Origin of the sequence: Halomonas sp. NPDC076908 (assembly GCF_050269715.1) — a bacterium.
Taxonomy (GTDB): domain Bacteria; phylum Pseudomonadota; class Gammaproteobacteria; order Pseudomonadales; family Halomonadaceae; genus Vreelandella.
In genome coordinates this window covers 33,675-58,421 of sequence record NZ_JBNNIW010000027.1, presented here as the reverse complement: position 1 = coordinate 58,421, position 24,747 = coordinate 33,675, and the positions used below count along the sequence as shown (strand labels likewise).

The window sequence follows — 24,747 nt, the reverse complement described above, 5'->3', positions numbered from 1 at the left end:
ATCCACTCGTGTTGGTTGAGATCTTGGTCGTGATCAATCAACAGGATACGCCACCCTTCCTACCTCCTCCCATACACCAGACTTGAGCTTAACTCGATCGTAATACGCCCCGTTGAAAAAACAGCAGCGTTAGGGGGCGTAGAAATAGGCATCATAAAGGCACAGGTGGTCGCCAGGGCGACGGCTACCATCAAGCCAAGCGGGTTACCCGTGGTAATAGCGGCCGCCATTCCCGCCGTAATCGGGATAGCCATATTGGCAGTCGCTGTATTGGAGATGATCTCTGTTAAGAACAGCATCAATAGCACCATAAATAGGATAAGTAAGAAGTAATTAACCCCATCCAGTAGCTGCAGTTGTTGACTGATCCACCCTGTTAGGTCGCTGGCACTGAAGGCGGCTGCGAGCGTCATACCGCCACCCCATAGGATAAATAGCCCCCAGGGCAGGCGAGACATATCATCCCATACCAATAAACTGCGCTTTTCACTGTGTGCCGGAATAATAAATAGCGCCACGGCGGCGATCACAGCGATGAGTGTATCGTTTAGCGGCAGGTCGAAAAATGGCGCTAACCAGCCCCGCAATGCCCATGCCAGCGCAGTGGTGACAAACACCATCAGAACGCGCTTCTCCTCCCTGCTCATAGGGCCGAGTGCCTTTAGCTCTTGAGCAACGAAATTGACCTCTAAGCGGTTATTGGGCACTTTTGCGTAGAATTGCGTGAGGTAAAAATACAAGATAACGAGCATTATCAGAGTAAGGGGCAGCGCAAATAGCATCCAATCTAAAAAGCTAATTTCTACTCCATCAAAAAACTGCGGAATCATGGCCACCACAATCGCATTGGGTACCGAGCCAATAATGGTGGCCAGTCCGCCAATGGAGGCCGAATAGGCGACGGTGAGCAGCAGGACGCGCGCGAAAGCGTCCCGCTGTGTGCCATTGAACTGATCACGCTCATCCAACTCGCCAAGCAAGGCGACCGCAATAGGCTGCATCATTAATGCCGTGGCGGCATTTGAAATCCACATTGATAGAAACGCCGAGGCAATCATCACGCCGAGCACGATACTACGCAGGCTATTGCCAATGCGGCTGACAATATTCAGCGCAATGCGACGATGTAAGTTCCAACGCTCAATGGCAATGGCCAGTATAAAACCGCCCATATACATATAGATAACCGGGTTGGCATAGCCAACAACGGTGTCATCTAATGTCATCACGCCACTTAACGGCAAAATAATCATCGGCAGAAAAGAAGTGACTGGAATCGGAACGGGTTCCGTTACTCACCACACCGCCATCCATGCCGTCAGGCCAAGAACCAAGCGGGGAGCAGGGTCAATAAGCGACTCGGGCATAAAAAGTTGTACGAGTAGGCATAGTAGTGGCCCTGCCAGTAACGGCGTCCAGTGCCGCCATCCTAGCGATGAATCTCCCATGTATAACTCCATTAATAAACAATAGCTTGGTTAGGGTTGGCTAATTTATAGAAAATATCCTACCACTTTGGTTTATAAAACGTTGGTTGAATGCCTGCAACTTTAGTAGTGGTATGACGAGGGGTAAACGCTTCACGAAGGGGGTTAGGCATTGTGCTTAAATAAGTGCGCTTAAATAAATGTGCCTAAATAAAAATGACCCGCTAGAAATACCTAGCAGGTCATTTTAGGATAGATTAGTAAAAAATTAATTACACTGTTTGTGCCTCTTCGCTATCTTCGTCCTCATCTTTTGGCTTGGCGCTGCCTTGATGCGTTAACGGACTGGCTTGGTCCAGACGCGGATGGTTATCCAGGAATTCACGCTGTAGGTCCGGCAGGGCGTCTAGTGCTTGCAGGGTATGGGTAAGGGCATGAATTGCCGCTAGTACATCCTGAGTATGGCCAGTCTCTGAGATGGTGTGCATATTGCGAATGGGGAAACCAATTGAAGTGGCAGCGCTGTCGATTGATGCTAATACGCCTGCCATACCATCGGTACCGGTATCCACGCCCACAATATCGCGCTGCAATGGAATGTCATGCTCTTTAGCAGCGGTGGCGATAATACGGTTGAGCTGTTCGCTGGCAATCGAGCCTACCGCCATGGTGAAGCCTTTGCCCATCTCTAACGGCTGCATGCGCTTGTCACCAATACCGGGTGCACCCACGTAGTCGTGGTTCACGTCAACGCCAATCAGGGCATCGGGCTTCATTTCACCCGCCATCACGCGGCTACCGAAGCGGCCAATCTCTTCGTAGCTGGCAATCGCAAACAGTACGCGCACATTTTTCGTGCCGCCTGCTTCCGCAATCAAGCGTGCCACTTCAGCGGCCACAAAACAGCCTAGGCCGTTATCCAGGTAGGCGCCGTAGAAGGTATTAGGGCTAAAGCCAGGACGAATAGGGCGATCAAAAATGATCGAGTCGCCAGGACGCACACCCAGGTTTAACACCTGCTGCTTTTTATTTTTGCCGTGGATTTGCAGATCCAGGTAGATCTGCTCTTTTTTAAGCCCTTTGCTGCCATCACGCTGACCAGGGTCAGAGAAGTGGATGGCACCGAGCGCTTCCACCGTGCCACCTTCAATACAGCGATAGCTGCCAGGGGCTTCCGGGTCTTCGCTAAACAGCTTCACTTCATGGCCAATCAATACGGTCGGCAGGAACGAATCAGTATTGATCCAGATCTTGCCATCCTCACCAATTGAGCGTACCTGCATACGGATTTTGTCCGCATGGCCAATGATCATGACCTTAAACATATCGTCGCGGTCAGGATGGGTGTCCAGAACAACGCCCGCGTTACCCTTGAACTGGTGAAGATGCCAGCCTTCAGGGGCAAAGGTTTCAAAATGGGGCTTGAGTACGCCGTAAGTCATCGCTGCTTCCAGGCCCACAGGGCTGGGGGCAGCAAGAATACCGCGCATCAGCTTGAACTGCGCGCTGGGCATTGGCTGTGTCCAGGGTTTTGCTGCATCGCTCATCGTTTTTGCTCACTTATTACGGTGGATGATAATCGCCTCTAGTCTGCCAGATTCCCGCCCCGCTTGTAGAGAAGGCCGCTTAATATAGTGACAGACCCCGACCTAGGTGGTCATGACGCGCTACTCGAAACACCTTACTATGACGGCACTGTACGCACGCTAATCAATATAACAATAGCGACGTCGCCGTTAACAAGTCGCTAAGCGCTGGTAAGGAGCACCCGATGACCGCAGCAACGCTAGGTTTCCAACGCTTTAGAGTGCTTCTGGCAGGTGTGTTTAGCCAGATATTGTGCGTTGGGGTGGCGCGTTTTGCCTATACGCCATTGCTACCGGTGATGCAGCAGCAGACCTGGATGGGCGACGCCGATGGTGGCTGGCTGGCGGCGCTTAACTACGCGGGCTATATGTTGGGCGCGGTGCTGGCCGCCTCTATTCACAGTATTTATATCAAAGACACGCTGTTTCGTTGCGGGTTAGTACTGGCCGTACTGACCACCGCGGGTATGGCACTCACCGAGCACTTTTGGGTGTGGGCGGGACTACGCTTTTTGGCCGGGCTTTCCAGCAGCGCTTCCATGCTATTAGCGTCAGGGCTGATTCTTCATTGGTTAATCCAGCATCGCCAGCGAGGCGAGTTGGGTATTCATTTTGCCGGTGTGGGGTTAGGCATGATAGTCGCGGCGGTCGCGGTCGAAATGATGCTGCAGCTGTCATTGAGCTGGCAGACCCAGTGGTGGGGATTTAGCTTGCTGGGTGCCGCGCTGCTCGTGCCTGCTTGGCGGTGGTTGCCGCGTCCGGAAAAACCCGTGATAGGTGCCCCCTCAGCGAACAGCCAGCCCGCGATGCCACCCACACGTACCTTTATGCGCTGGATGCTCGCTGCCTACTTTTGCGCCGGTTACGGCTACGTGATCAGTGCTACCTTTCTAGTCGCTATTGTTGAGCGTGAACCGCTACTGGCGGGCATGGGCAACTGGACGTTTGCTCTGGCGGGGCTCGCCGCCGCCCCTGCGGTCATGCTATGGGATCTGGTTGCACGCCGAGTGGGATATTTAGGGGCGCTGATTATTGCCATGGCGATTCAGGTAGTGGGTATTGTGTTGCCTGCCATTACCGCCAATGCAGCGATTGTGCTGCTTAGCGCCGTGCTCTATGGCGGCACCTTCCTTGGCTGTGTCAGCCTGGTACTGACCATGGCGGGCAGGCTTTATCCTTCAAGCCCCGCGCGATTAATGGGGCAGATGACGCTTGCTTATGGCGCTGCCCAGATATGCGCCCCAGCGTTAACCGGCATGCTGGCTGAAGCTTCAGGCCACTACAGCGTTGGGCTGTGGCTGGCGGGTGGCTTCGTGACGCTTGGCGTCGTGCTGCTAGCCTGTTTGCGCAAGGTGGATCAAACCGCTCAGCGGTTGGATGCCGCCGCGAAAGCCTCGGTATATGCGTAAATGTCAACAGGCCCTTGTGGGCATCGCCCGTGAAATCCTTTAGGATGAGCGCCTTTTTTCTGACAGGATAAATGGGCAAATGACCTCTTCTGGGCAACCTCGCACTCAGTGGCTAGGCCGCTGGGGGTTTATGTTGGCAGCCACCGGTTCGGCGGTTGGGCTAGGCAACATCTGGAAATTTCCCTATATCACCGGTGAATTCGGCGGCGGTGCCTTCGTACTGGTGTATCTAGCCTGTATCTTTGCGGTGGGCGTGCCGGTCATGATGACCGAAATCGCTTTTGGGCGACGTGGCCGCGGTAGCCCTATTGATGCTATTCGCCGTGTCGTCAGTGAATCTGGCCGGTCATCAGCGTGGTCGTTAATCGGCTGGATGGCGATGCTGTGCGGCTTTATGATCCTGTCGTTTTACGTGGTGGTGGCGGGCTGGTCGTTCTCGTATCTGTGGAAGATGCTGACCGGTGGCCTCGTGGGCAATAGCGTTGATGATATGGCCGCGGTGTTTGGGGCAAATAACGCCAATCCGCTAAATCTTGGTTTCTGGAGTACCTTAGTCACGCTGCTAACCATGCTAATTGTAGGCAAAGGCGTGCAGCAGGGGATTGAGAAAAGCGTTAGCTGGATGATGCCGGGTCTGGTGGTTATGCTAGTGGTGCTGATTGGTTTCGGGGTGTTTTCCGGCGGCTTTGGTGCAGCGATCAATTTCCTGTTCTCGTTCAACGCGGGCAGCCTTTCCAGTGAAGGCATGCTGGCAGCGCTTGGCCACGCCTTCTTTACTCTTTCCCTCGCCTCAGGGGCGATTCTTACCTACGGCAGTTACCTGCCCAAAGGCGCTTCTATTGGCCGTACCACGGTAAGCGTAGCGTTGGCGGATACAGTAGTAGCGCTGATGGCGGGGCTAGCGATCTTCCCGGTGATTTTTGCTAACGGCATGAACCCCGGTGAAGGCCCTGGGCTGATCTTTATGAGCCTGCCGCTGGCGTTCCAGGCGATGCCTTTTGGCACGCTGTTTGGCGTTCTGTTCTTTTTGATGCTCTCCATGGCCGCACTGACCTCGTCGATCTCTATGGTCGAAGCCACGGTTTCCTGGCTGTGCGATAACAAAGGCATTTCACGCCGAGCGGCCTCGTGGGGAACAGGCATTGTGCTGTGGTTGATCAGCACGTTGGCAATGCTGTCGTTCAACCTAGGCGCCGATTGGACGCTGGCAGGTAAAAACGTTTTCGACTGGTTAGACTACCTGACGTCACGCTGGATGATGCCGCTGGGCGGCTTAGGTATGGTCGTACTGGCGGGGTTTGTATTGAAAAGCGACAGCTTTCGCGAAGAGCTGGCGCTTGCGCCGCTGCCCTATGCACTTTGGCTAATCATGGTGCGCTACGTTAGCCCTCTCGGCATTGTGGTGATTTTTGTTGATGCCCTGGGTTTATATCAAGTCACGTTTGCAGCCCACTGGCCGTGGCTGCTGGCTATTTTGGTTGCCATGGTGGCGTTGGGCGAAACCCTCAACCCCCGGCTGCGCCAGGCGTTGAGAACGGCATAACGCGTTACGGCGCCTGACCCGATAACAAACGCTGCTGCTGCGCTTTTATATCCTCATTGAGCAGTGGCGTTTGGCAAGTCGCAAACACCTCCTTTAAAAACCGCTTTCGCGAGCCTCGGTAGGTACCGCTGAGCAGTGCCGCCTGGGTGAGGGCACTGAGCAATGTCTTACGCGATGGGTCATTAAGCTGCGCATAGTTCTGTAGGGCGGTTGGCCAATCAATCTCAATCGCTGGTGGCTTATCGGGCAGGCTATTGAGCAGGCGAGCTAATAGCAGCACTAAATTCGGGTGTGGGTGCTGGTTGCGCATAATTAGCTCCCCAACGCCCTGTGCCACGAGTTGGCGAGTATGCTCATCGCTATCTGCCAGCGTTTCCATCAAGTGCTTAACCAGCGCTGGCCCGCGTGCCTGCAAATAGGCTTCTTGGGTGATCCGTGCCGCAATCCAAGCGTTCCATACGGCGTAGAGCGGCCCGGTCAGCACGGGCAAAAAGCCGCGTAGCGTTAGGCGGCCCAGTAAGCGACGCAACAATAAGCGCAGAATAAAACTGCTTAAGCTAATTTTTAAACGGTAAAACAGCGCCCTAATGGATAGTTTCCAGCCTCGCAGGTAAGCGTGAGGGTCAACGCCATAAATAAGGCTACCTGGGCTTGGGTACTCCAAGGCCGCCCGCGTAACACCGTGTATGGTGAGCTGAATGTCGGGCTCTAGTGGCTGCTGTTGACCATAGCGGAGGCCAGCCAAGCGGGTAATGCTCGCTACACCACGCAGTGCATTCCAATATAAAAAACCAATTTCCAGGGCCGTTACAACCCCTGCTACCGCCAGGTAGCCTGCCCAATAGGGGAGCTGTTCCCGCAGGCTCATCGCTTCCCAGTTGCCAGTCGCAAAGGCGCGCATAAACCACTCGGCACCACCAATCAGCGTGCCGGAAATAATCCCGGCGACCGCTGCCCACGCAATAATCCAGCGCCGGGTACGCTTCAGCGCCTGCGGGTCGGGGGAGAGAAGTGCCGGATGACGGCGAAAATAACGGTGTATATAACGGTTAGCCCAGCGCTGGGCCAAGCCAGGCGATGGCGCATACTCTTTATCTGGACGAGTGAGAGACATAGGGGCAAGCGTTTCCTGCGCATTTGAGGCCTCAGGGTAACGGTTACGGTCGCGAAGTACACGCCTGGATCGCGCCGGGGTGAGTACCCACTTTCATAAGCTCATCCCAGCGGGTGGTAAAACGGTTAGAACGATGGGCGCAGCGTAACTGCCAAGCGGCTGGCGCATCCGTCATGCCAAAACTAATCGTGCCTTGCCCCATTTGCTGATTGATCTGATCCACCGTAGCCATCAAAAACGGGTGGCGGTCACGGGCAGGCTGATGCAGCAGGGACATCTGATACTGCTCGGCATCTACCAAGTCGAGTAGCATCACGCCAGCTTTCATAAACTGGTAGCGCGGGCGATAAATCTGTTCAAGGCCTTGGCGAACGGCGTCAAGAATGACACGGGTGTCATCGCTGGGTGAGGGCAGCGGTATTAATGCATTAGGAAAATATTGCAGCTGGTCGCGTCGATGGCGGTTAGTGTTAAGAAACACCATCACAGCGCGGGCTAAACTGCGCTGTTCACGCAATTTTTCAGCACACCGCTGGGCGTGACGGCGCAGCGCATTATGCACTTCCGCAAACACACCGGTCGGTTGACCGAAAGAGCGGGAGGTCATAATGCGCTCCCGCGGCTTATCCACGGCATTCATTTGCATGCATGGCGTGCCGCGTAGCTCAAGCGCGGTGCGTGCTAGCATCACCGAGAAGCGCTTACGCAACTGTTTGGCATTGCATTCACGCAGGTCCCAGGCGGTATTAATCCCGCCCACCACTAACCGTTCGGCAAGCCGGTGACCAACGCCCCACACGCTGCCTACCGGGGTACGTTTAAGCAGCGCCCCGCTGGTGTGATCCTGTCCATTAAGCAGGCAAACGCCTTGATAGTGAGGGTCTTGCTTAGCCAGATGGTTGGCCAGCTTGGCGAGCGTGTGGGTTGGGGCAAGCCCCACGCACACCGGCAATCCCAAATGGCGACGAATGCGCTGACGCAAGCGACGTCCCAGCGCTTCGCACTGCTCAATGGTTAATCCGTCTAAGTAGACGAACATTTCATCGATGGAATAGGGTGCCACGTCTGGACAGGCATCGCGCAATAGCTGCGTCAGGCGAGCCGACATATCCCCATAAAGCTCATAGTTGGACGACAGCAGGTGGATCTCACCACGCTGGCGCAACCCTTCAAGTTTGAACGCAGGCGTACCCATCGGGATATCTAGCGCTTTAAGCTCTGTTGAGCGAGCGATGATACAGCCGTCGTTGTTCGACATCACGCCCACCGGCTTGCCTTCGAGCTGGGGCTGAAATACCCGCTCGCAGCTGACATAAAAATTGTTGGCGTCGATTAACCCGATCATCCTTAATACTCCTGCCACCGCAAAGGCCTAGTCACCGTAAAGGCTTAGTCACCGCAAAAGCTCATATCAACGTAAATACTCGTGCACGACAGCCCTCACCACCCCCCATAGTTGACAGTCGCTACCTTCAAGGGGCAGCGGTGGATAGTCCGGGTGAGCAGAGCAGAGGTGTGGGAAACCCTGGTGCAGCGCATAGCGTTTGATCAGTGCTTCACCTTCAAACATCGCCACCAAAAAATGCCCTAAACGGGGCTTAACACCCCGGTCAACAATCAGTAAATCACCGTCATAAATGCCCCACCCCTCCATACTGTCCCCCGTCGCGGTGACATAAAATGTCTCGGTAGGGTTCTTAACCAGCCGAACATTAAGGTCTAGCGTGCGTGGCTCGTAATCCTGCGCAGGTGAAGGAAAACCGCTAAAACCCGCGCGACCCGTGAAAGTTAAATAAGGCAGCGGCTGAGAGGTTAACGGCAAGGCTGGCACAAAGTGAGCTGACTGGCCCGGCATCGTCGGCACCCTGACTGGTTGAATATGTATGAATATACAGTATTTAATGTTGAGGAAAAAAATGCAAGTGGGTGGTTACTCCCGTTACTACGCTTCCGCGTTCGCAATGACACGCCATAGGTCATTGCGAGAAGCGCAGCGACGCGGCAATCTGAGTAGGCGGTGGCAGGTTAGTTTCGAGATCGCCGCGACGCGGCAATCTGAAATAGTAGTGGCGGGAGCCTCTGATATTGCCTCACTGCGTCCGAGTGAGTACCCAACATTTATTAGCTTAATGTTATGCTTAAGGTCTCTTATACGGAGGTCACGGCATGCACTTCTTCGGTAATCCCCGGCGTCTTACCTTCGAGCTCAAGTAGCAAAAGAGAAAAGTAGCAAATGAGAAAAGTAGCATGGTTGTCTAATTGGTCAGCTTTTGATGGCCAGCTCAATATGAAACATGCTCATGTGCGACCTGACGCGGATGCGATGAAAGTCGCGTCAGGCTGCGTTATGATAGCGTCCTCGCTTCTCCCATGATGACCCTTTCTCGTTACGAGGTTCCCGCCGATGTTCAGCCGCGATATGACAATTGCCGGATTCGATGATGTGCTGTTTGATGCCATGCAGAAAGAAGTGGAGCGTCAAGAAGCCCACATCGAACTGATTGCTTCCGAAAACTACGCCAGCCCCCGCGTACTGGAAGCCCAAGGCAGCCAGCTGACCAACAAGTATGCCGAAGGCTACCCTGGCAAGCGTTACTACGGCGGCTGTGAATTCGTCGATATCGCTGAAAATCTGGCCATTGATTACGCCAAAGAGCTGTTTGGCGCTACCTACGTTAACGTTCAGCCACACTCTGGCTCCCAGGCGAACAGTGCCGTTTTCCAAGCGCTGGTTAAGCCCGGTGATACCATTTTAGGCATGAGCCTGGATGCTGGTGGCCACCTAACCCACGGTGCCAAACCGAGCTTTTCTGGCAAGCACTACAACGCCATTCAGTACGGTCTGAACGAGCAAGGCCTGATTGATTACGACCAAGTGGCCGAGCTTGCCCGCGAGCATAAGCCGAAAATGATCATCGCTGGCTTTTCCGCTTACTCGCAGTTTGTTGATTGGGCGAAGTTCCGCGAAATCGCTGATGAAGTCGGTGCTTACTTACTGGTCGATATGGCCCACGTTTCCGGTCTGGTCGCAGCGGGTGTTTACCCCAGCCCCTTGCCCCATGCTCACGTGGTTACCTCCACTACCCACAAAACCCTGCGCGGCCCGCGTAGTGGCGTGATTCTCTCGGCAGAAAACGATGCTGATATTGAGAAGAAGCTGCAGTCCGCCGTCTTCCCCGGCGGCCAAGGTGGCCCGTTAATGCACGTGATCGCGGCCAAAGCGGTCTGCTTCAAAGAAGCCATGGAGCCAGAGTTCAAAACCTACCAGCAGCAGGTAGTCAAGAACGCCCAGGCAATGGCCAAGGTGTTTATTGACCGTGGTTACGACATCGTTTCCGGCGGCACTGAAGACCACCTGTTCCTGCTGTCTTTGATCAAGCAGGGCGTCACAGGCAAAGATGCGGACGCCGCGTTAGGTCGTGCCCACATCACGGTAAACAAAAACGCTGTACCCAACGACCCGCAAAGCCCGTTTGTCACCTCCGGCCTGCGTATCGGTACCCCAGCGGTCACCACCCGTGGTTTTGGTGAGCAGGAGTGTAGTGATCTAGCAGGATGGATCTGCGACATTCTCGATGTGCTGGCCAAAGGCGAAGACACCAGCGCGATTGAAGCGCAGGTGCTGGATAAAGCCGCCGCCGTATGTGCGCGCTACCCGGTTTATAAGTAAGTTTAATCGGTAATTTGCTTTGAGAGAAAAGAGACCCTGCCAATGACAGGGTCTCTTTTTTTGGAAGGTTATTTTTCTTCTGGTCGAATAATACTTACTGTTTTTTGCTCCTTCGTCCACTTGCCTGCTGCTTTGTCGATGTACTGAAAATGCTCATTGGTAAAGCTGCCTTGGTTGCTGGCATGGCGGTAGGAGACGGTAGGCACCTCGTCCATCTTTAACCATTGATTGAAGACGCCAGGGCCAGTTAAATCAAAAACATTGGTAAGCTGATTGTCTTTGATATTGCTATTAACCTGTTTAATTAATTGCTCTAGGTTGGGGTTATTCGGCTTGCTGGCGAAGAAATAATTACTGAAATCTCCCCGTCGCGTGACGACATAAAGTTCTTCAATGTCAGCAGGAATGATGTCACTCAGCGGCCAGATAGCATGAGCATCAATATCTAGATAAACACCGCCGTGGTGTTGGAGCACCAGCAACCGCCAAAAATCCGCTTGGGCGGCACCTATCTGTAATCTTGAGTAGCTATCAATAATCTCATCGCCATAGTGTTGGGCAATAAATTGGTGCCTTGCCTCTGTCACCATGAACCGGTATTCAAAGCGTGGTGCCATCAGTCTATTAAACAGGTAGTTCAAGTAGACGGGGAGGGTCACTTGGTCAGTGAAATTGGTCTGCCAAATAATTCTGGGGATTGCTGCAGCCTGGCCCGAGGGCTTCAGCCAGGGGCGCGCGTAGGCTGGCAGCGTGAAGCGTTTTTTAGGAAATAAGCCGTGAAAAGGGTAGCTGAGCACCTTGGTAAGATTGGCGACCAGCTTAATGAGCCGACTAAAAATAACGATAATGTGTTGCTTAAACGTTTGCCGTAGAGCCATTGAAAAAAATTTTCGTCCTTAATAGTCAGGGATCATCGTTGAGGCCTTACCAGCCTCCTTGTCCCTCTAATAAACTGCGGGTGTTGTTATTTAATGGTAAGCGGAAATCGGCGGTGCCAAGTACCATGGCATCACCAGCGCGCACAACACGAGCGCTAACATACACAAAATCCTGGCCCTGTGCATAGGTACCCATCAGGATGGAGCGGGCATTGTGCTGGGCACTTAAGCGCTGCACCTGCCGCGAGAGAATTAACTCTCCGACGCTCTCTTCAATGAACATACTATCGCGCATTTTAACTTCACGCACCTGCATGCCCTGGCGGGCGAGTGCCGATGCCATAATTTCTGAGCTCATTCGGCCCAACGTCGACGATTGAGTAAGGTTGTCGATGCTCACAAATGTGGCCGCAATCATGGGGCTATAGCGAGTGAGTTCTGGGTTGTTGGCAATCATTTGTTCGGCAGCAGCATGTATCAGTTCAGAAAGGTCTGGTTCTGGCTGTGCCTGTGTGTTGTTAGCATTGCCCAGGTTGCTACAGCCTGTCAGCATAAGTATGACAAGCCCCAGCGAGATTGCCTGGGATAAGCGGTGACGAGTATTCATAAAAAACACGCTATTCAAAAACATGCTATTCAAAAACATGGCATTAAAAAATATAGTTTTAAAAAACATGGTATTACCACGTGTCAGTAATGGAGACGGAAGGAGTCGCAGGCGCTTGAGGCACTCGGTGAGGGGCATATTGGCGGCGATCACCAGCGTTAATGTAGTAAATGTTGGACGAAGAGTAGAGAATGCGTTCGCCATCGATGATTTGCGTCGTCACAATGATTTCTTCATTACCGGTATGCGTCCAGCTGCCGCTGGTGGTATCAGCAAGCATGCCTGCAGGTATTAAAGCTAAGGCAGGCTCTCTCCACTGGTTAAAGGGGATTGTCGCTACCGCGATACCCGCGGTGAGCGCGGTAAAGGCCCCTACTGGCGGGCGAATAAAACCTCGGTCACGGTGCTCTATTACTTCTACATCAATACTGATATTGGCGCTGTTAGGAGTAGGTACGGTGGTTAAGTTGGCCCCCCGCGAGACCAGCTCACTGGTCAATAGGGTACGAAAGCCGCGTCCAAATTCACCGCCGCTGTAAGCGTGTAGTCCAGCGCTATCTGCTTCGGTGATGTGCAGGTCTCGATTGCGGACACGTTCGCGCTGCAAAATACTGCTCGCTTCGTGGCGGGCAAGCACATCCCAATGCTGAGCCGCCTGCATGCGCTGCTGCTCAGAATAGGGGTAGGTCGTAGCGATTGGCGCTTGAGACGTATTGGCATAAAAGCAGCCGCTGAGCATTAAGCTCGCAAGCCCCAAACTAACCGGCCGTATGAAATAAGATAATCGTGATGGTATGGGAAGCATGCGCACCTGCTGGTTCCTTCTCGCTACTAAACGGCTTTTTGATAGACTAGTTTGCCATGCCCACATTGGGATACCTAATGGCGAGGCTTGTTTTCTGGTACTGGTTTTCTGGCACTGGTTATGCAGTACAGGGTTTGTGATACATGGCGTGTATTAAATGGTTACATCGGCCACGAGGTTCAAAACTTTAATGAGCGATAATAGCAATGCTTGAAGATCACCGCAGCGGTCCACGTCATGATTCGCTCATGTCGGCCTATCACGAAAGCGATAGCAATAGTGGCTGGATGATTAGCTATCTGGATATCATGACCTTGCTGGTGGCCCTCTTTGTTATCATTATTGCCGCTGCAGGGTCGTCTAACCCAAAATGGTTTGAGCATGATACGCCCAGCGACTATGTTTTCCCTTCGTCGCCTGCACTGGACGTCCCCTTACCTGCCTCGCTAGTACAGGCGCGCCCTCCGCGCGAGGATATGCTGATAATGAGCGAGGCCGGGTTAAGTCCAATGGCCATCAGTGCTGCGCTAGGCGTCGCTGGCTTGCCTCGGCGCATCAGGTACGGTGTGCCTCCTCTGTTGGCCGCTCCTGCACCCACACGCGAATCCCTAGTTCAATCGATGCTTCCTTTGCCTCGCTTACTCATGCCCGTTGGCAGTGATGATCTTTCTTCGCCTCTAGCAGATTATATGGTGGTGTTAACTGATCGCCCGCCCGTTAATGTGCAGGCGGTGAGCGATGAGTCTATCTCTGGTGCCGTCGCTTTAGAGCAAGCGCTTTCCCAGCGTGTAGGTTCGTCTGCCTATTTACCTGATTTAGACGGTGTGGAAGTCTCACGGGTGGCAGAGGGGATAAGTTTGCGGGTACAGGATCAACTGCTGTTTCCCTCAGCGGCAGCAGAGCTCACTACCAACGGCTCATCGTTAGTAGGCAGCCTGCTTGAAACCATTCAGCGCTACGATGGTGAGGTATGGGTAGAGGGTCACTCCGATAGCCAAACGATTAATACGCCCGACTACTCATCGAACTGGGCGCTTTCCAGTGCTCGCGCTATCGCTATTGTTGAGGCCTTAGAGGCGGCGGGTGTATCCCCAGAAAGATTGCGGGCCGTAGGGCTGGCAGCCACGCAGTCTTTGGAAGACAACAGTACGATAGAGGGGCGTGCACGAAATCGTCGCGTGGAAGTAGTGATTCACGTTGAGTAACTGATTAGAGCGTTTAAAAAAAAGCCCGTCGGGGGAGGCGGGCAATAAAGGGCTTGGTTCACTGCAGCCCACTGGCATCAGGTGAGGGGTGTACAGAATCGCTGGTGGGTATAAGTTCAGTGTAGCTATTAACGCAGCGTTGCCAAGGGAGTGGATAAACTTTTTATGCATGTACGTCTAAAATGTTGCGTTATGTTCTATGATCTTTTTTGGTGCATGCAGGATGCTTCTTTTTGGTGCTGATACGGGCCCAACGCTTTATGTCTGTAAAATTCGATGTAACCTACTGCTGTAACAACACTTATCTTTTTTGGCCTGCAATTTGCTGAGTAACTTATTATAAATAGGTTACTGATAGCCACTAGGTAGTCCAGACATGACGTCTTAGCCATGTGTTGAGATCGAAAAGAGGTAGTGCCATGCCTGAATCCGCTCGTCTTACTGTGTCACTTTCCCAGCCACTTTGTTCGCCAGACCCTGCGTTGCAGCCGCGTCTTGTAGTGACCGATTTAGATGGCTCATTGCTGGATCATCATAGTTATGATTTCAGTCCCGCTGTGCCTTGGCTTGCTCGGTTAAAGCAGATGGGTGTGCCAGTAATTCCAGTCACCAGCAAAACCCGTGCCGAATTGATCCCTTTACGTGAAGCGTTAGGCCTCACGGCTACGCCGTTTATTGCTGAAAATGGTGCTGTTATTGGTTTGCCGCCAGGGTGGTGCCATGCACGTTTGGATCGCCCAGGTAGTGGCAGGGATGGCGTTGTTATCAAACACCCTGGTGTGGACATTGGTTTTATCCGCGCCCGATTGAAAGTATGGCGTGAACGGCTGGATATTCGTTTTACAAGAATGGGTGAGTTGAGCGTTCAAGAAGTGATGGAGCTTACCGGACTAGATGAGGCTCGTGCCAAAAATGCCCGCCAACGGGAAGGCAGTGAACCACTGATATGGCACGACACCGATGCTGCTTTGGATACCTTTCGTGCCGCTTTAGAAGGGGATGGGCTACAGCTAACCCAAGGAGGTCGGTTTTGGCATGTCATGGGACGCTCGGCTGATAAAGGCACCGCCGTAGAGTGGCTGATCAAACGTTTCACCGCCTTAAGAGGGCGTACACCACTTTCGCTCGGTTTGGGGGATGGGCCGAATGATATCACTATGCTGGATACAGTAGATCAAGCCGTTGTTATTCGAGGTTGTCACGACTTAACCGTCGAGCCGAGTAACGCTTCGCTATACCGCACGCAGGCAACAGGGCCGACTGGTTGGGCTGAGGGGGTGACCCACTGGTGGGGGCGAGACGACCGCCGTGTAGAAACGGCGGAAGCGTGTGATGCCTTGGCTCTGTAAAAATCAGTTCTGTAAAAACCAGCTCTATAAATCCAGGGAGGTAAGCGAATGAGTGACTTTCATCAGAACGGTATTATTACGGATTTTCACAACCTGACTCGACGTCCGGTAGAAGCGCTTGAGCAGGAGCTGTGTCAGTTTTCTCACCGCCGCCCAATGGGATTGATACTGCCGTCGCTATTTTCGGAATTGGAAGGACCCGCGTTATCGGCGATTGTCGATGAGCTGGTTAAAGTGCCTTATCTGAACGAGATTGTGATTGGTCTGGATCGAGCGAATCGCGAACAGTTCTTATACGCACGTGAGTTTTTCTCACGCTTGCCCCAGCATACGCGCATTTTATGGAACGATGGCCCACGCCTGCGTGCTCTGGATGCAGAGCTGGAAGATCACGGGCTGGGAGCTTTGGAGCCTGGCAAAGGCCGTAACGTGTGGTACTGCGCAGGCTATGTGCTGGCATCAGGCCGGTCAAAAGTCATAGGGCTGCACGATTGCGATATTTTGACCTATGAGCGAGGGTTGCTGGCACGCCTGATGTACCCGGTGGCTCACCCCAACTTTAACTATAGTTTCTGTAAAGGCTATTACCCCCGTATCGCGGAGGGCAAGTTAAATGGCCGTGTTTCACGGTTGTTAGTAACGCCGCTACTACGGGCACTCAAAACTGTCTGCGGGCCGCTGCCATATCTCGATTATCTGGATAGCTTTCGTTACCCGCTGTCGGGTGAGTTTGCCATGCGAAGCGACGTGCTCGAAGGCATTCGCATGCCTGCGGATTGGGGGTTAGAGATCGGCGTGCTGTCCGAGTTGCATCGAAACTACTCGCTGCGTCAGCTTTGCCAGGTGGATATTGCCGATGCCTATGACCATAAGCATCAGCCGGTTAGTGAAGAGGATCCGGATGGCGGCTTAAATCGCATGAGCCTGGATATATCGAAAGCGCTCTATCGTAAATTAGCGACCCAGGGCATCACCTTTAGCAGCGAAGATTTCCGCACGCTCAAGGCCACTTACTACCGCTTTGCATTGGATTTGATTGAAGCCTATGACCATGATGCCACGATGAATGGGTTAAGCCTTGACCGCCACACGGAAGAGCAAGCCGTAGAGTTATTTGCCAGTAATCTTCTCGAAGCGGGCAATCTGTTTATCGATAACCCCCGCGAGCGACCCTTTATTCCTAGCTGGAACCGGGTACAGGCTGCCGTGCCAGACCTGCTCGCACGTATGCATGAAGCGGTAGAACTCGATAATCAGGGGAAGGTGTAGGCGTTTCAAACTCGTTATTTAGATAAAAAGGCCAGCTACCCAAAAGTAGCTGGCCTTAGCTTTTCATAGCTGGTTGTTAGGTCATGCTAAACTAAAAATCAGCTGTGCTGAGGTAAACCTCGTGAAGCAGAAGCTGGCAAGCTAACTTGGTCATGGGCCGCATGCTGATTAATACGGAAGTGAGCAACCAATTGGCGCAACTGGTTGCTTAGCTGTGCCAGGGTTTGAGTCGCATGGTTACTCTCTTGCACCAAACCGGCATTTTGCTGGGTCATTTGGTCCATCTGGGTCACGGCTTGGTTGACCTGCTCGATGCCGCTGCTTTGCTCGATGGTGGCCGCAGAAATGTCCTGCACCAGCGTGCTTAACTGTTTAATGTCATCCACCATACTGTTGATGACATCGCCGGTGTCACGCACTTGGCGGCTGCCTTCCACCACTTTGCTATCTGATTCTTCAATCAGCTTTTTGATTTCTTGGGCGGCTGACGCAGAGCGACTGGCGAGCTGGCGAACCTCATTGGCCACCACGGCGAAGCCGCGGCCTTGATCACCAGCACGCGCTGCTTCTACTGAGGCGTTGAGCGCCAATATATTGGTTTGGAAGGCAATGCCGTCAATGGTGTTAACGATGCTGCTCATTTGGGTGGCGCTTTCGTTAATGGTGGCCATAGTGGTCGTGACGTTGGACATGGAATCACTGCCCCGCTGTGCGCTCTCGGCTGCTCTAGTGGCAAGCGTACGCGCATGATCAGCATGTTCAGCGTTTTGTTTTACAGTGGCGGTGAGCTGCTCCATGCTGGTAGCCGTTTCAGCTAACGAAGCCGCCTGCTCTTCGGTGCGTGTCGAAAGCTCTTCATTAACGCCCACGATCTGCTCTACGCCACTATTAACCTGACTTGCACCAAGATGAATATCGCCAATCGTATCGGCCAGGGTTTCGCGCATACGGTTAATATCAAACAGCAAACTGTTTTGATCTTTTACTGAAAGCTGAGTGACTTGGGTTAAATCCCCGTCGGCGATATGGCGGACGACGCTGGCGGTGTAGCGTGGGTCGCCGCCTAAACGATGAGAAACGTCGCGAATAACCCAGCCCATTAATAGCGTGACCGGCAAGCCGATGATGAGCAGAATTACTATTGAGCGAATCAAGCCAGCAATAAAGGCCTATTAATATCATCGACATAAACGCCCGTCGCCAATGACCATTGCCACTCGGGAAGGGACATGACATAACTGGTTTTCGGTATCTGTTCGTCTCCACCCGCTCGGGTAGTGTGGTAGCCAACATGGCCGACGCCTGCTTGGGAAGCACGCAGCAACTCCGGGTAAAGCGCCATACCGCTGGCGTCTTGATAATCGGTCATGTCGGTGCCAGGCGTGCGGCTGGGGTGGGAAATAATCAGTAAGTCGTCGTTAAAAGAGAAAATATACTCGCCAGCCCCGAAGTTGACGCTGGATATATTGTCGATGGCGCGCTGCTGGGCCTCTTCAAGGCTGAGATCACCGGCAGCTACCTGCTCCTGCAGGGCTTCTAGCTGGCTATGCACGCTTTCAACTACGTACTGGATGCTGTCGCGGCGTTCGCTCACAATCGTCTGACGATTCTCCCAGGCTAACCAGCCAACCAAAATCAGCATGGCGCCCCAGATAATTCCCAGCGTTCCCCATAGCTTTTGTGTTGTTGTTAATTGAGTCATGGTTTTCCTTATTTTTGTAATTAAGTGATTTATTCAATATTGGCTTAGCGTCACCACACATTAGTAAAATATTTAAGAGACGCTGTTTTGCACATATTTGTTGGTAGCAATGGCTTTATATTCTAAAAAAGTATAAATATATAACATTTATGTACTATGATGTTTATGTACCACATCGATATGAAAACCACTCCACGGGAGGCTTCGATGCAGCGCCCAATTGTTACCCACTTTTTTGATGAGCCAACGAATACCTTTAGCTATGTTGTGCAGGATCCGGATAGCACTGCCTGTGCAATTATAGATTCAGTGCTCGATTTTGATTATGCCGCCGGGCGAACGGACGTACGTTCAGCGGATGCCATCATTACTTTTATTCGTGATCGCAAGCTTGATGTCATATGGATTTTGGAGACCCATGTTCACGCCGATCATTTATCAGCCGCGCCCTATCTGCATGAACAGCTAGGCGGTAAAACAGGTATTGGTGCCAAGATAGTGGAGGTGCAGGAGATATTTGGTAAAGCATTTAACGCGGGCAGCGAGTTTGCCCGGGATGGTAGCCAATTTGATACGCTGTTCAATGAAGGCGATGTGTTCAGTATTGGTGGTTTGCAGGGAAAGGTGGTGCATACACCGGGCCACACGCCCGCTTGCTTGACCTATGTTATTGGGGATTCTGCCTTCGTAGGCGATACGCTCTTTATGCCGGATTATGGCACCGCTCGCTGCGACTTCCCTGGGGGTGATGCTCGCACCCTGTATCACTCCATTCAAAAAGTGTTGGCGCTGCCTGAGCAAACGCGCCTGTTTTTGTGCCACGACTACAAAGCCCCTGACCGCGATACCTTCCAGCATGAAACCAGCGTGGCTGAACAACGGCAGGCTAACGTTCATGTGCATGAGGGCATCAGTGAAGAGGCATTCGTGAAAATGCGTACCGAGCGGGATGCCACGCTCGGCATGCCAAGGCTGATTATTCCCTCTGTCCAAGTCAACATGCGTGCGGGGCATATGCCGCCTGCTGAAGACAATGGCGACGTTTATCTAAAAGTACCCATTAATAAATTTAAGTAGGGGAAGTGGTATGGACTGGATGGCAAGCCTGCAAGGGTTAGCTGGTGGCGTGTTAATCGGCCTTTCCGCTACGTGGCTGATGGCAACGTTGGGCCGCATCGCGGGCATTAGTGGCATCGTCGGCAACTTGATAACGCTGCGCCCCAAGGGCGATAGCGCCTGGCGGTTAGCCTTTTTGCTGGGATTAATCAGCGGCCCACTGGCCATCATGTTATTGGGCGGCGGATTAGGAAACGTGACGGGTAGTCCTGGCGAAGTGATTGGCGCACCTGCTGGTGGTGTAGGGCTGATGCTCGTGGCAGGGCTGCTGGTGGGTGTGGGCACAGGGCTGGGCAGTGGCTGTACTAGCGGCCATGGCGTCTGTGGCTTGGCGCGTTTAGCGCCACGCTCCATGGCAGCCACCGGTGTGTTTTTGGTCATGGCGATTGTGACGGTTTATATCTCGCGTCACTTGATAGGCATAGGTGGTCTTCAATGAGTATTGCCATGAATAACTCAATGAATAGCTCAATGAATGGCGGTGTAATGAAAACCGCCGCTGGCTACGCCGCGGGACTGCTTTTCGGCTTGGGATTGGCAGTGTCAGGTATGACCGACCCGGCACGTGTGCTGGGCTTTTTAGATGTGGCGGGTGCCTGGGATCCTACGCTGATGTTTGTATTGGGCGGGGCCGTTATGACCACCTTTATCGGCTATCGACTGGTGTTCAGGCGCTCAGCTCCAGTGCTGGGAGGCGTTTTTCAACTGCCGACTAAGAGGGAGCTGGATGCCAAGCTACTGGGAGGCGCTGCCTTGTTCGGGATTGGTTGGGGGCTTTCGGGTTACTGCCCAGGCCCGGCCATTGCTTCTATTGGTGGGCTGTCGCTGCCGCTATCGGCCATGTTGTTCACCATGGTAATCGGGTGGTTCGCTGCGAAGCGCCTTGCTCAATAGACCCCACCTAAATGATCTAAACGCTATCGCCCTTGCCGTCACAGCAAGGGCGTTTTTTGTTTGCTTAACGCTGCTTTAATCCGCGGCAGCCATGATGACAGGTAATAAAAAGGAAACCGTTATGCACGTCTTGCTCATTGAAGATGACCCGCTGGTCGCTGCGGGGATTCGTACTGGTTTAATGACGTTTGACTTCGTCGTTGATCATGTCTCTACACTTAACGCTGCCCGCCAGATACTCCGAACGGTTACCAGTGATGTCGTCGTTCTTGATCGCGGCTTGCCTGATGGTGATGGTTTACAGCTGTTAGCAGAGTGGCGTGAACAAGGCATTGATGTGCCTGTGCTGGTACTGACGGCAAGAGATGCGGTGCGTGATCGCGTGGACGGCCTGCAAGGCGGTGCCGACGACTATCTGGTGAAGCCCTTTGACTTGGATGAGTTGGTGGCCCGCTTGCATGCTTTACTGCGGCGAGTGGCGGGGCGAAGTAGCGGGATAATTGCCCATGGCGCGCTCAGTTTAGATCCAACGGCACGGGAAGTGTACGTCGACAAACAGCTGATTATGCTGTCTCGACGCGAGTTGGTGCTGCTTGAAACCTTTCTGCAATCGCCGCGCAGTGTGCTTTCTGCCGACCAGCTTAAAGATAGCCTTTACGGCATGAATGACGATGTCGAGAGTAACGCGCTAAACGTGCATATCCACCACTTACGCCGCAAATTGGGCAACGGTGTGATTGAGACAGTGCGTGGGCTGGGTTATCGGTTGGGAAAGCCTGAGGCAGTTCATTTAGCCGGTGCGCCCTACAAAGGTCAGCTATGAGTTTGCGTTCGCGGTTACTGCTCACCCTGGGCTTAACCCTGGCATTACTTTGGGGGGTCGCCGCGGCGTGGCTAATGCGCGACCTGGAAGAGAAGTTTGTGGAAACCCTGGACCAGCGTTTAGCGCAGTCGGCACGAATGGTGGCCGGATTAGTCCTTCAACTGCCGTTTGAAGCGTGGCAGGACGCTGAGTTCCCCGTGCTGTCTATTCCCCCCATCGAAGGCCTCGCTTGCCAGGTGAATTCACCTCAGGGCGAAATCATGGCGCGTACCCATGCCGATATGGATGACATTCTAGCGCCCGGAGAAGGCGGCCACGCTTACCGCCAGGCAGATGGTGTGACGTGGCGGGTGTTCACCTATGAGCGCGGTGGCGTGATCATTACCACCGCAGATCGAATGGATGAACGCAATTTGCTGCTCAGCGGCGTGGTGCGAATGGCCGTGGTGCCCTTTGTGGTGGCGCTGGTAGGCAGCATGGTGGCGCTATGGTTAGGCATTTGGCGTGGTTTGGTCCCGCTTACACGGCTGCGCGAGTCACTGGCTCAGCGCCATCCCGATGCCCTGGCGCCTGTGGCAACCTACGGTTTACCCAAAGAAATTCGTCCACTCATCGATACCCTCAATGCGCTGCTGGCGCGGATACAACAAACCGTCATTCGTGAACAGCGTTTCACTAACGATGCCGCCCATGAGCTGCGCACCCCACTCACCGCGATCAAAACCCATCTGCAAGTGGCCCGTCGGCAAGATGGGCAGGCGGCAATGACTTCGCTTAATCACGCCGAAGAGGGGGTGGTGCGGTTGAGTTCTACTCTTGATCAGCTATTAACCCTGGCACGGGTGGAAGGACGTTTGCGTTTTGATGACGGTGAAGCGAGTCGTGTAGCCGATGTGGCCGAGCATGCCTTAGCCGATAGCCAGCAGAGTATGTCAGAACAAAGTATGTCGGAGCGCTTTGTGGTGCCGTCTAGCTGGCCAGAAGCCACGCTTGTTATGCCGCGTGAGTTAGCGATTACTGCGCTGCGTAACTTGCTAGATAACGCCTTGCGCCATGGTCCCGCAGATACCCCCATCGCCCTGGCCGCTGAGTGGCAACCAGGGGCAAGTTATCTGACCTTCAGCGTTAGAGATCAAGGGCCAGGCGTTGATGAAGCGACACTGGCACAGCTTACCCAGCGTTTTTGGCGCGCCAGTAAGCAGCAGGGGAGCGGCTTGGGGTTAGCGATTGTGGCGGCGATTGCTGAGCGGTTTGGGGGAAGTGTGACATTCGAAAGTCCCGTTGGCGGTGGTTTTACCGCCTGTTTGAAGGTGCCGGTGGCGAATAGCTAAAAAACGCTAATGTAAGGGGGAAAACAATATGAATAACAAAAGATTATTAAGGTTTAGCCTGTTGGTGGGGGCTGGTTTGGCTACCGCAGGTGCAGTGGCAGAGGAAGGTGATGTTGATCGGGGGCAAGCCGCCGCCGCTACCTGCACCGCCTGTCACCAGGCCGATGGCAGCGGGATGCATGTTCCTGGTGGGGAGTCCTGGCCCCGCTTAGCCGGGCTAAATGCTGACTACATCATTAAACAACTGCACGACTTTAAAGAAGGTCGTCGTCAGAGTGCCAGCATGATGTCCTTCGCCAATATGCTTGATGATCAGCAGATCGCTGATGTAGCGGCCTACTACAGTCAGCTTGAGATAACTCCTGGGCAAGGTGGCGATGAGGCCGAAGAAACACTCCTGGCAAGGGGGCAGCAGCTCGCCGAACGGGGTGATTGGAATGCCTACATTGTCTCCTGCCAAAGCTGCCATGGTTCAGGAGGAACCGGGGTTGGCAGCGATTTTCCTGGCATTGCCAGCCAGCACGCTGGCTATATCAGCGCTCAGTTGACGGCGTGGAAAAATGAGACACGCAGCAACGATCCGCAAAATTTAATGGGCGCTATTGCCAAGCGCATGAGTGATGACGATATCCAGGCGGTATCTGCCTGGTATGCCACCCAGCCCGCTCCCGCTGCACAGGAGAGTGCACAATGATAACCTGCCGTCGACCTCTTGTATTAGTGATAACCGGCTGTTCGCTTGCTATAGGCGCGGGCATTAGTCTTTATGCCACCAATGCTTTTGCCCAGCAGGAAGAAAGGGCGGATGCGGCGTTGGATATGCTGGTTCATGAGCCGCCCACCATGGAAGACCTTGAAAACTCAGACCTTCATCCTGAACTGAAGAAAGTCATCCGCTATGGTCACGATTTATTTACCAATACTCAGCAGTTGCGCGATGAGTATGTTTATAACGATATGAATTGCTCCAGTTGCCACCTAGGGGAAGGGCGGGTGCCGTTTAGCGCACCGGTATGGGCTGCCGCTATTACACTGCCTGATTTCCGAGGCAAGAATCAGCACGTAAATAACCTTGAAGAGCGTATTGCCGGTTGTTTTGCCTACTCCATGAATGGTGTGCCGCCGGAATATGGCAGCGATGAAATGCTGGCGCTGAGTGCCTATCACCAGTGGCTAGCGACCGGGGCCCCCATGTACCCGGATAAACCGATTTATGGGCGTGGCTTCCCCGCACCCGATGAGCCTGAGCAATCACCCGACTATGCCCGTGGTGAAGCGGCTTATCAGGCCAACTGTGCGATATGCCACCAGGAAGACGGTTCCGGGCATTACGAAAACGGCGATTATGTATTCCCACCACCCTGGGGCGACGGTTCCAATAACTGGGGGGCAGGGATTGCGCGAGTGGAAACCATGGCCGGTTTTATTTACCAAAATATGCCCCTTGGTCAGCCGCGATCTCTCAGCGATCAAGATGCTTGGGATATTGCGTATTATGTAAGTAGCCAAGAGCGCCCCCAAGATCCCCGCTACACGGGTGATGTAGCGGAAACACTTGAACTGTTTGGGCCCACTTTCCACGACCGTTCACTGTACGGGCAAACCCGTGAACACGACGGGCATGTGCTAGGTGATCACGATAATTTTGGTGAAAAAGGCGATATCCAGCCCTGGAACGTTGGCATGCCAAGGTTTGAGAACCTGGCGGAAGAGTAGCAAGGGCAGATGAAACTATCAGCTTGCAGAGCCTGATCACTGCACTGGTATTGATGGCGGCTTGTAGGAGGGAGCTTCAGCTCGCGAAGATTTAGGCACCTAGCCAGCCGAACCTAAGGGGTGCCTTCGGCACCCTTCGCCCGCTGGAAGCGGCCTCCTACAATGGTGTGGAGCTTGATTATTGCGCTGGTGCCAATAGCTATTTGTAGGAGGGAGCTTCAGCTCGCGAAGATTTAGGCACCTAGCCAGCCGAACCTAAGGGGTGCCTTCGGCACCCTTCGCCCGCTGGAAGCGGCCTCCTAC

21 protein-coding genes and 2 pseudogenes are annotated in these 24,747 nt (G+C 53.5%); 13 read left to right on the top strand and 10 right to left on the bottom strand.

Annotated features, from left to right (window positions below):
• Window positions 1-59 precede the first annotated feature (59 nt).
• The 3 genes and pseudogenes from ACQKE4_RS15030 to ACQKE4_RS15020 all read right to left on the bottom strand — a co-directional run.
• Window positions 60-1,283: pseudogene (locus tag ACQKE4_RS15030) on the bottom strand (SLC13 family permease); the annotation flags it as partial.
• 12 nt (window positions 1,284-1,295) lie between these two features.
• Complete coding sequence (locus ACQKE4_RS15025; RefSeq protein ID WP_427389172.1) at window positions 1,296-1,448, bottom strand: hypothetical protein; 153 nt, start codon at window positions 1,446-1,448, stop codon at window positions 1,296-1,298.
• A 251-nt stretch (window positions 1,449-1,699) separates the two neighbouring features.
• Window positions 1,700-2,974 (bottom strand): M20/M25/M40 family metallo-hydrolase, encoded by a 1,275-nt coding sequence (locus ACQKE4_RS15020; protein WP_427389171.1) that lies wholly within the window; start codon window positions 2,972-2,974, stop codon window positions 1,700-1,702.
• Between the two features lie 224 nt (window positions 2,975-3,198).
• Here ACQKE4_RS15020 and ACQKE4_RS15015 point away from each other — a divergent pair, with 224 nt between their 5' ends.
• Both ACQKE4_RS15015 and ACQKE4_RS15010 read left to right on the top strand, forming a co-directional pair.
• Window positions 3,199-4,422 carry a YbfB/YjiJ family MFS transporter gene (locus ACQKE4_RS15015; RefSeq protein ID WP_427389170.1) on the top strand — a complete coding sequence of 408 codons (1,224 nt, stop codon included), beginning with the start codon at window positions 3,199-3,201 and terminating at the stop codon, window positions 4,420-4,422.
• Window positions 4,423-4,501: 79 nt separating this feature from the next.
• Window positions 4,502-5,965, top strand: coding sequence for a sodium-dependent transporter (locus ACQKE4_RS15010; RefSeq protein WP_427389169.1), 1,464 nt, complete (start codon window positions 4,502-4,504; stop codon window positions 5,963-5,965).
• A gap of 4 nt (window positions 5,966-5,969) precedes the next feature.
• Here the strand turns inward: ACQKE4_RS15010 and ACQKE4_RS15005 are convergent, their stop codons facing one another.
• The 3 genes from ACQKE4_RS15005 to ACQKE4_RS14995 all read right to left on the bottom strand — a co-directional run bounded on the left by ACQKE4_RS15005 (window position 5,970) and on the right by ACQKE4_RS14995 (window position 8,934).
• Entirely contained in the window at window positions 5,970-7,079 is a 1,110-nt protein-coding gene (locus ACQKE4_RS15005) for an LBF_2804 family protein (protein WP_427389168.1), read from the bottom strand.
• Window positions 7,080-7,122: 43 nt separating this feature from the next.
• The gene (locus ACQKE4_RS15000) at window positions 7,123-8,424 is read right to left on the bottom strand and encodes a Y-family DNA polymerase (protein WP_427389167.1); all 1,302 of its coding nucleotides are present in this window, start codon (window positions 8,422-8,424) and stop codon (window positions 7,123-7,125) included.
• A 66-nt stretch (window positions 8,425-8,490) separates the two neighbouring features.
• Complete coding sequence (locus tag ACQKE4_RS14995; protein WP_427389166.1) at window positions 8,491-8,934, bottom strand: LexA family protein; 444 nt, start codon at window positions 8,932-8,934, stop codon at window positions 8,491-8,493.
• A gap of 549 nt (window positions 8,935-9,483) precedes the next feature.
• Between ACQKE4_RS14995 and glyA the strand changes: the two genes are divergently transcribed.
• On the top strand, window positions 9,484-10,749 hold the full coding sequence (gene glyA, locus ACQKE4_RS14990) for a serine hydroxymethyltransferase (protein WP_427389165.1): 1,266 nt from the start codon (window positions 9,484-9,486) through the stop codon (window positions 10,747-10,749).
• Between the two features lie 68 nt (window positions 10,750-10,817).
• Here glyA and ACQKE4_RS14985 read toward each other — a convergent pair whose 3' ends face one another.
• The 3 genes from ACQKE4_RS14985 to ACQKE4_RS14975 form a co-directional block, all read right to left on the bottom strand.
• A complete protein-coding gene (locus ACQKE4_RS14985) occupies window positions 10,818-11,546 on the bottom strand; it encodes a glycosyltransferase family 32 protein (protein WP_427389164.1) in 729 nt (242 codons plus the stop codon).
• A gap of 127 nt (window positions 11,547-11,673) precedes the next feature.
• The gene (locus tag ACQKE4_RS14980) at window positions 11,674-12,234 is read right to left on the bottom strand and encodes a FlgO family outer membrane protein (RefSeq protein WP_427389163.1); all 561 of its coding nucleotides are present in this window, start codon (window positions 12,232-12,234) and stop codon (window positions 11,674-11,676) included.
• 73 nt (window positions 12,235-12,307) lie between these two features.
• Window positions 12,308-12,973, bottom strand: coding sequence for a hypothetical protein (locus ACQKE4_RS14975; RefSeq protein ID WP_427389162.1), 666 nt, complete (start codon window positions 12,971-12,973; stop codon window positions 12,308-12,310).
• 272 nt (window positions 12,974-13,245) lie between these two features.
• Here ACQKE4_RS14975 and ACQKE4_RS14970 point away from each other — a divergent pair, with 272 nt between their 5' ends.
• The 3 genes from ACQKE4_RS14970 (at window position 13,246) to ACQKE4_RS14960 (ending at window position 16,862) form a co-directional block, all read left to right on the top strand.
• Window positions 13,246-14,244, top strand: coding sequence for an OmpA family protein (locus ACQKE4_RS14970; RefSeq protein ID WP_427389161.1), 999 nt, complete (start codon window positions 13,246-13,248; stop codon window positions 14,242-14,244).
• A gap of 419 nt (window positions 14,245-14,663) precedes the next feature.
• On the top strand, window positions 14,664-15,593 hold the full coding sequence (locus ACQKE4_RS14965) for an HAD-IIB family hydrolase (protein ID WP_427389160.1): 930 nt from the start codon (window positions 14,664-14,666) through the stop codon (window positions 15,591-15,593).
• Window positions 15,594-15,641: 48 nt separating this feature from the next.
• Window positions 15,642-16,862 carry a glycosyl transferase gene (locus ACQKE4_RS14960; protein ID WP_427389159.1) on the top strand — a complete coding sequence of 407 codons (1,221 nt, stop codon included), beginning with the start codon at window positions 15,642-15,644 and terminating at the stop codon, window positions 16,860-16,862.
• A gap of 98 nt (window positions 16,863-16,960) precedes the next feature.
• Here the strand turns inward: ACQKE4_RS14960 and ACQKE4_RS14955 are convergent.
• Window positions 16,961-18,564, bottom strand: a pseudogene (locus tag ACQKE4_RS14955) (methyl-accepting chemotaxis protein).
• 207 nt (window positions 18,565-18,771) lie between these two features.
• Here ACQKE4_RS14955 and ACQKE4_RS14950 point away from each other — a divergent pair.
• The 7 genes from ACQKE4_RS14950 to ACQKE4_RS14920 all read left to right on the top strand — a co-directional run bounded on the left by ACQKE4_RS14950 (window position 18,772) and on the right by ACQKE4_RS14920 (window position 24,444).
• Window positions 18,772-19,641, top strand: a complete 870-nt coding sequence (locus ACQKE4_RS14950; protein ID WP_427389158.1) for an MBL fold metallo-hydrolase — start codon at window positions 18,772-18,774, stop codon at window positions 19,639-19,641.
• Window positions 19,642-19,651: 10 nt separating this feature from the next.
• Window positions 19,652-20,119: a YeeE/YedE family protein gene (locus ACQKE4_RS14945; protein WP_427389157.1), complete on the top strand. Its 468-nt coding sequence runs from the start codon at window positions 19,652-19,654 to the stop codon at window positions 20,117-20,119.
• Between the two features lie 47 nt (window positions 20,120-20,166).
• On the top strand, window positions 20,167-20,574 hold the full coding sequence (locus tag ACQKE4_RS14940; RefSeq protein WP_427389173.1) for a DUF6691 family protein: 408 nt from the start codon (window positions 20,167-20,169) through the stop codon (window positions 20,572-20,574).
• Between the two features lie 121 nt (window positions 20,575-20,695).
• Window positions 20,696-21,397 (top strand): response regulator, encoded by a 702-nt coding sequence (locus tag ACQKE4_RS14935; protein WP_427389156.1) that lies wholly within the window; start codon window positions 20,696-20,698, stop codon window positions 21,395-21,397.
• Window positions 21,394-22,728 (top strand): ATP-binding protein, encoded by a 1,335-nt coding sequence (locus ACQKE4_RS14930; protein ID WP_427389155.1) that lies wholly within the window; start codon window positions 21,394-21,396, stop codon window positions 22,726-22,728. The genes ACQKE4_RS14935 and ACQKE4_RS14930 overlap by 4 nt, the downstream gene beginning before the upstream one ends.
• Before the next feature lie 28 nt (window positions 22,729-22,756).
• The gene (locus ACQKE4_RS14925) at window positions 22,757-23,422 is read left to right on the top strand and encodes a c-type cytochrome (RefSeq protein ID WP_427389154.1); all 666 of its coding nucleotides are present in this window, start codon (window positions 22,757-22,759) and stop codon (window positions 23,420-23,422) included.
• Entirely contained in the window at window positions 23,419-24,444 is a 1,026-nt protein-coding gene (locus ACQKE4_RS14920; RefSeq protein ID WP_427389153.1) for a c-type cytochrome, read from the top strand. The genes ACQKE4_RS14925 and ACQKE4_RS14920 overlap by 4 nt, the downstream gene beginning before the upstream one ends.
• Window positions 24,445-24,747 lie beyond the last annotated feature (303 nt).

Excerpts from the sequence above, each read along its gene's own strand:
- ACQKE4_RS14975 (WP_427389162.1), bottom strand. The coding sequence starts at position 12,973 with ATGCTCAGCGGCTGCTTTTATGCCAATACGTCTCAAGCGCCAATCGCT.
- ACQKE4_RS14940 (WP_427389173.1), top strand. The coding sequence starts at position 20,167 with ATGAAAACCGCCGCTGGCTACGCCGCGGGACTGCTTTTCGGCTTGGGA.
- ACQKE4_RS15020 (WP_427389171.1), bottom strand. The coding sequence starts at position 2,974 with ATGAGCGATGCAGCAAAACCCTGGACACAGCCAATGCCCAGCGCGCAG.
- ACQKE4_RS14995 (WP_427389166.1), bottom strand. The coding sequence starts at position 8,934 with ATGCCGGGCCAGTCAGCTCACTTTGTGCCAGCCTTGCCGTTAACCTCT.
- ACQKE4_RS15000 (WP_427389167.1), bottom strand. The coding sequence starts at position 8,424 with ATGATCGGGTTAATCGACGCCAACAATTTTTATGTCAGCTGCGAGCGG.
- ACQKE4_RS15015 (WP_427389170.1), top strand. The coding sequence starts at position 3,199 with ATGACCGCAGCAACGCTAGGTTTCCAACGCTTTAGAGTGCTTCTGGCA.
- ACQKE4_RS14965 (WP_427389160.1), top strand. The coding sequence starts at position 14,664 with ATGCCTGAATCCGCTCGTCTTACTGTGTCACTTTCCCAGCCACTTTGT.
- ACQKE4_RS14930 (WP_427389155.1), top strand. The coding sequence starts at position 21,394 with ATGAGTTTGCGTTCGCGGTTACTGCTCACCCTGGGCTTAACCCTGGCA.
- ACQKE4_RS14925 (WP_427389154.1), top strand. The coding sequence starts at position 22,757 with ATGAATAACAAAAGATTATTAAGGTTTAGCCTGTTGGTGGGGGCTGGT.
- ACQKE4_RS14950 (WP_427389158.1), top strand. The coding sequence starts at position 18,772 with ATGCAGCGCCCAATTGTTACCCACTTTTTTGATGAGCCAACGAATACC.
- ACQKE4_RS14970 (WP_427389161.1), top strand. The coding sequence starts at position 13,246 with ATGCTTGAAGATCACCGCAGCGGTCCACGTCATGATTCGCTCATGTCG.
- ACQKE4_RS14945 (WP_427389157.1), top strand. The coding sequence starts at position 19,652 with ATGGACTGGATGGCAAGCCTGCAAGGGTTAGCTGGTGGCGTGTTAATC.
- ACQKE4_RS14980 (WP_427389163.1), bottom strand. The coding sequence starts at position 12,234 with ATGAATACTCGTCACCGCTTATCCCAGGCAATCTCGCTGGGGCTTGTC.
- ACQKE4_RS15005 (WP_427389168.1), bottom strand. The coding sequence starts at position 7,079 with ATGTCTCTCACTCGTCCAGATAAAGAGTATGCGCCATCGCCTGGCTTG.
- ACQKE4_RS15025 (WP_427389172.1), bottom strand. The coding sequence starts at position 1,448 with ATGGGAGATTCATCGCTAGGATGGCGGCACTGGACGCCGTTACTGGCA.
- ACQKE4_RS14935 (WP_427389156.1), top strand. The coding sequence starts at position 20,696 with ATGCACGTCTTGCTCATTGAAGATGACCCGCTGGTCGCTGCGGGGATT.
- ACQKE4_RS15010 (WP_427389169.1), top strand. The coding sequence starts at position 4,502 with ATGACCTCTTCTGGGCAACCTCGCACTCAGTGGCTAGGCCGCTGGGGG.
- ACQKE4_RS14960 (WP_427389159.1), top strand. The coding sequence starts at position 15,642 with ATGAGTGACTTTCATCAGAACGGTATTATTACGGATTTTCACAACCTG.
- glyA (WP_427389165.1), top strand. The coding sequence starts at position 9,484 with ATGTTCAGCCGCGATATGACAATTGCCGGATTCGATGATGTGCTGTTT.
- ACQKE4_RS14920 (WP_427389153.1), top strand. The coding sequence starts at position 23,419 with ATGATAACCTGCCGTCGACCTCTTGTATTAGTGATAACCGGCTGTTCG.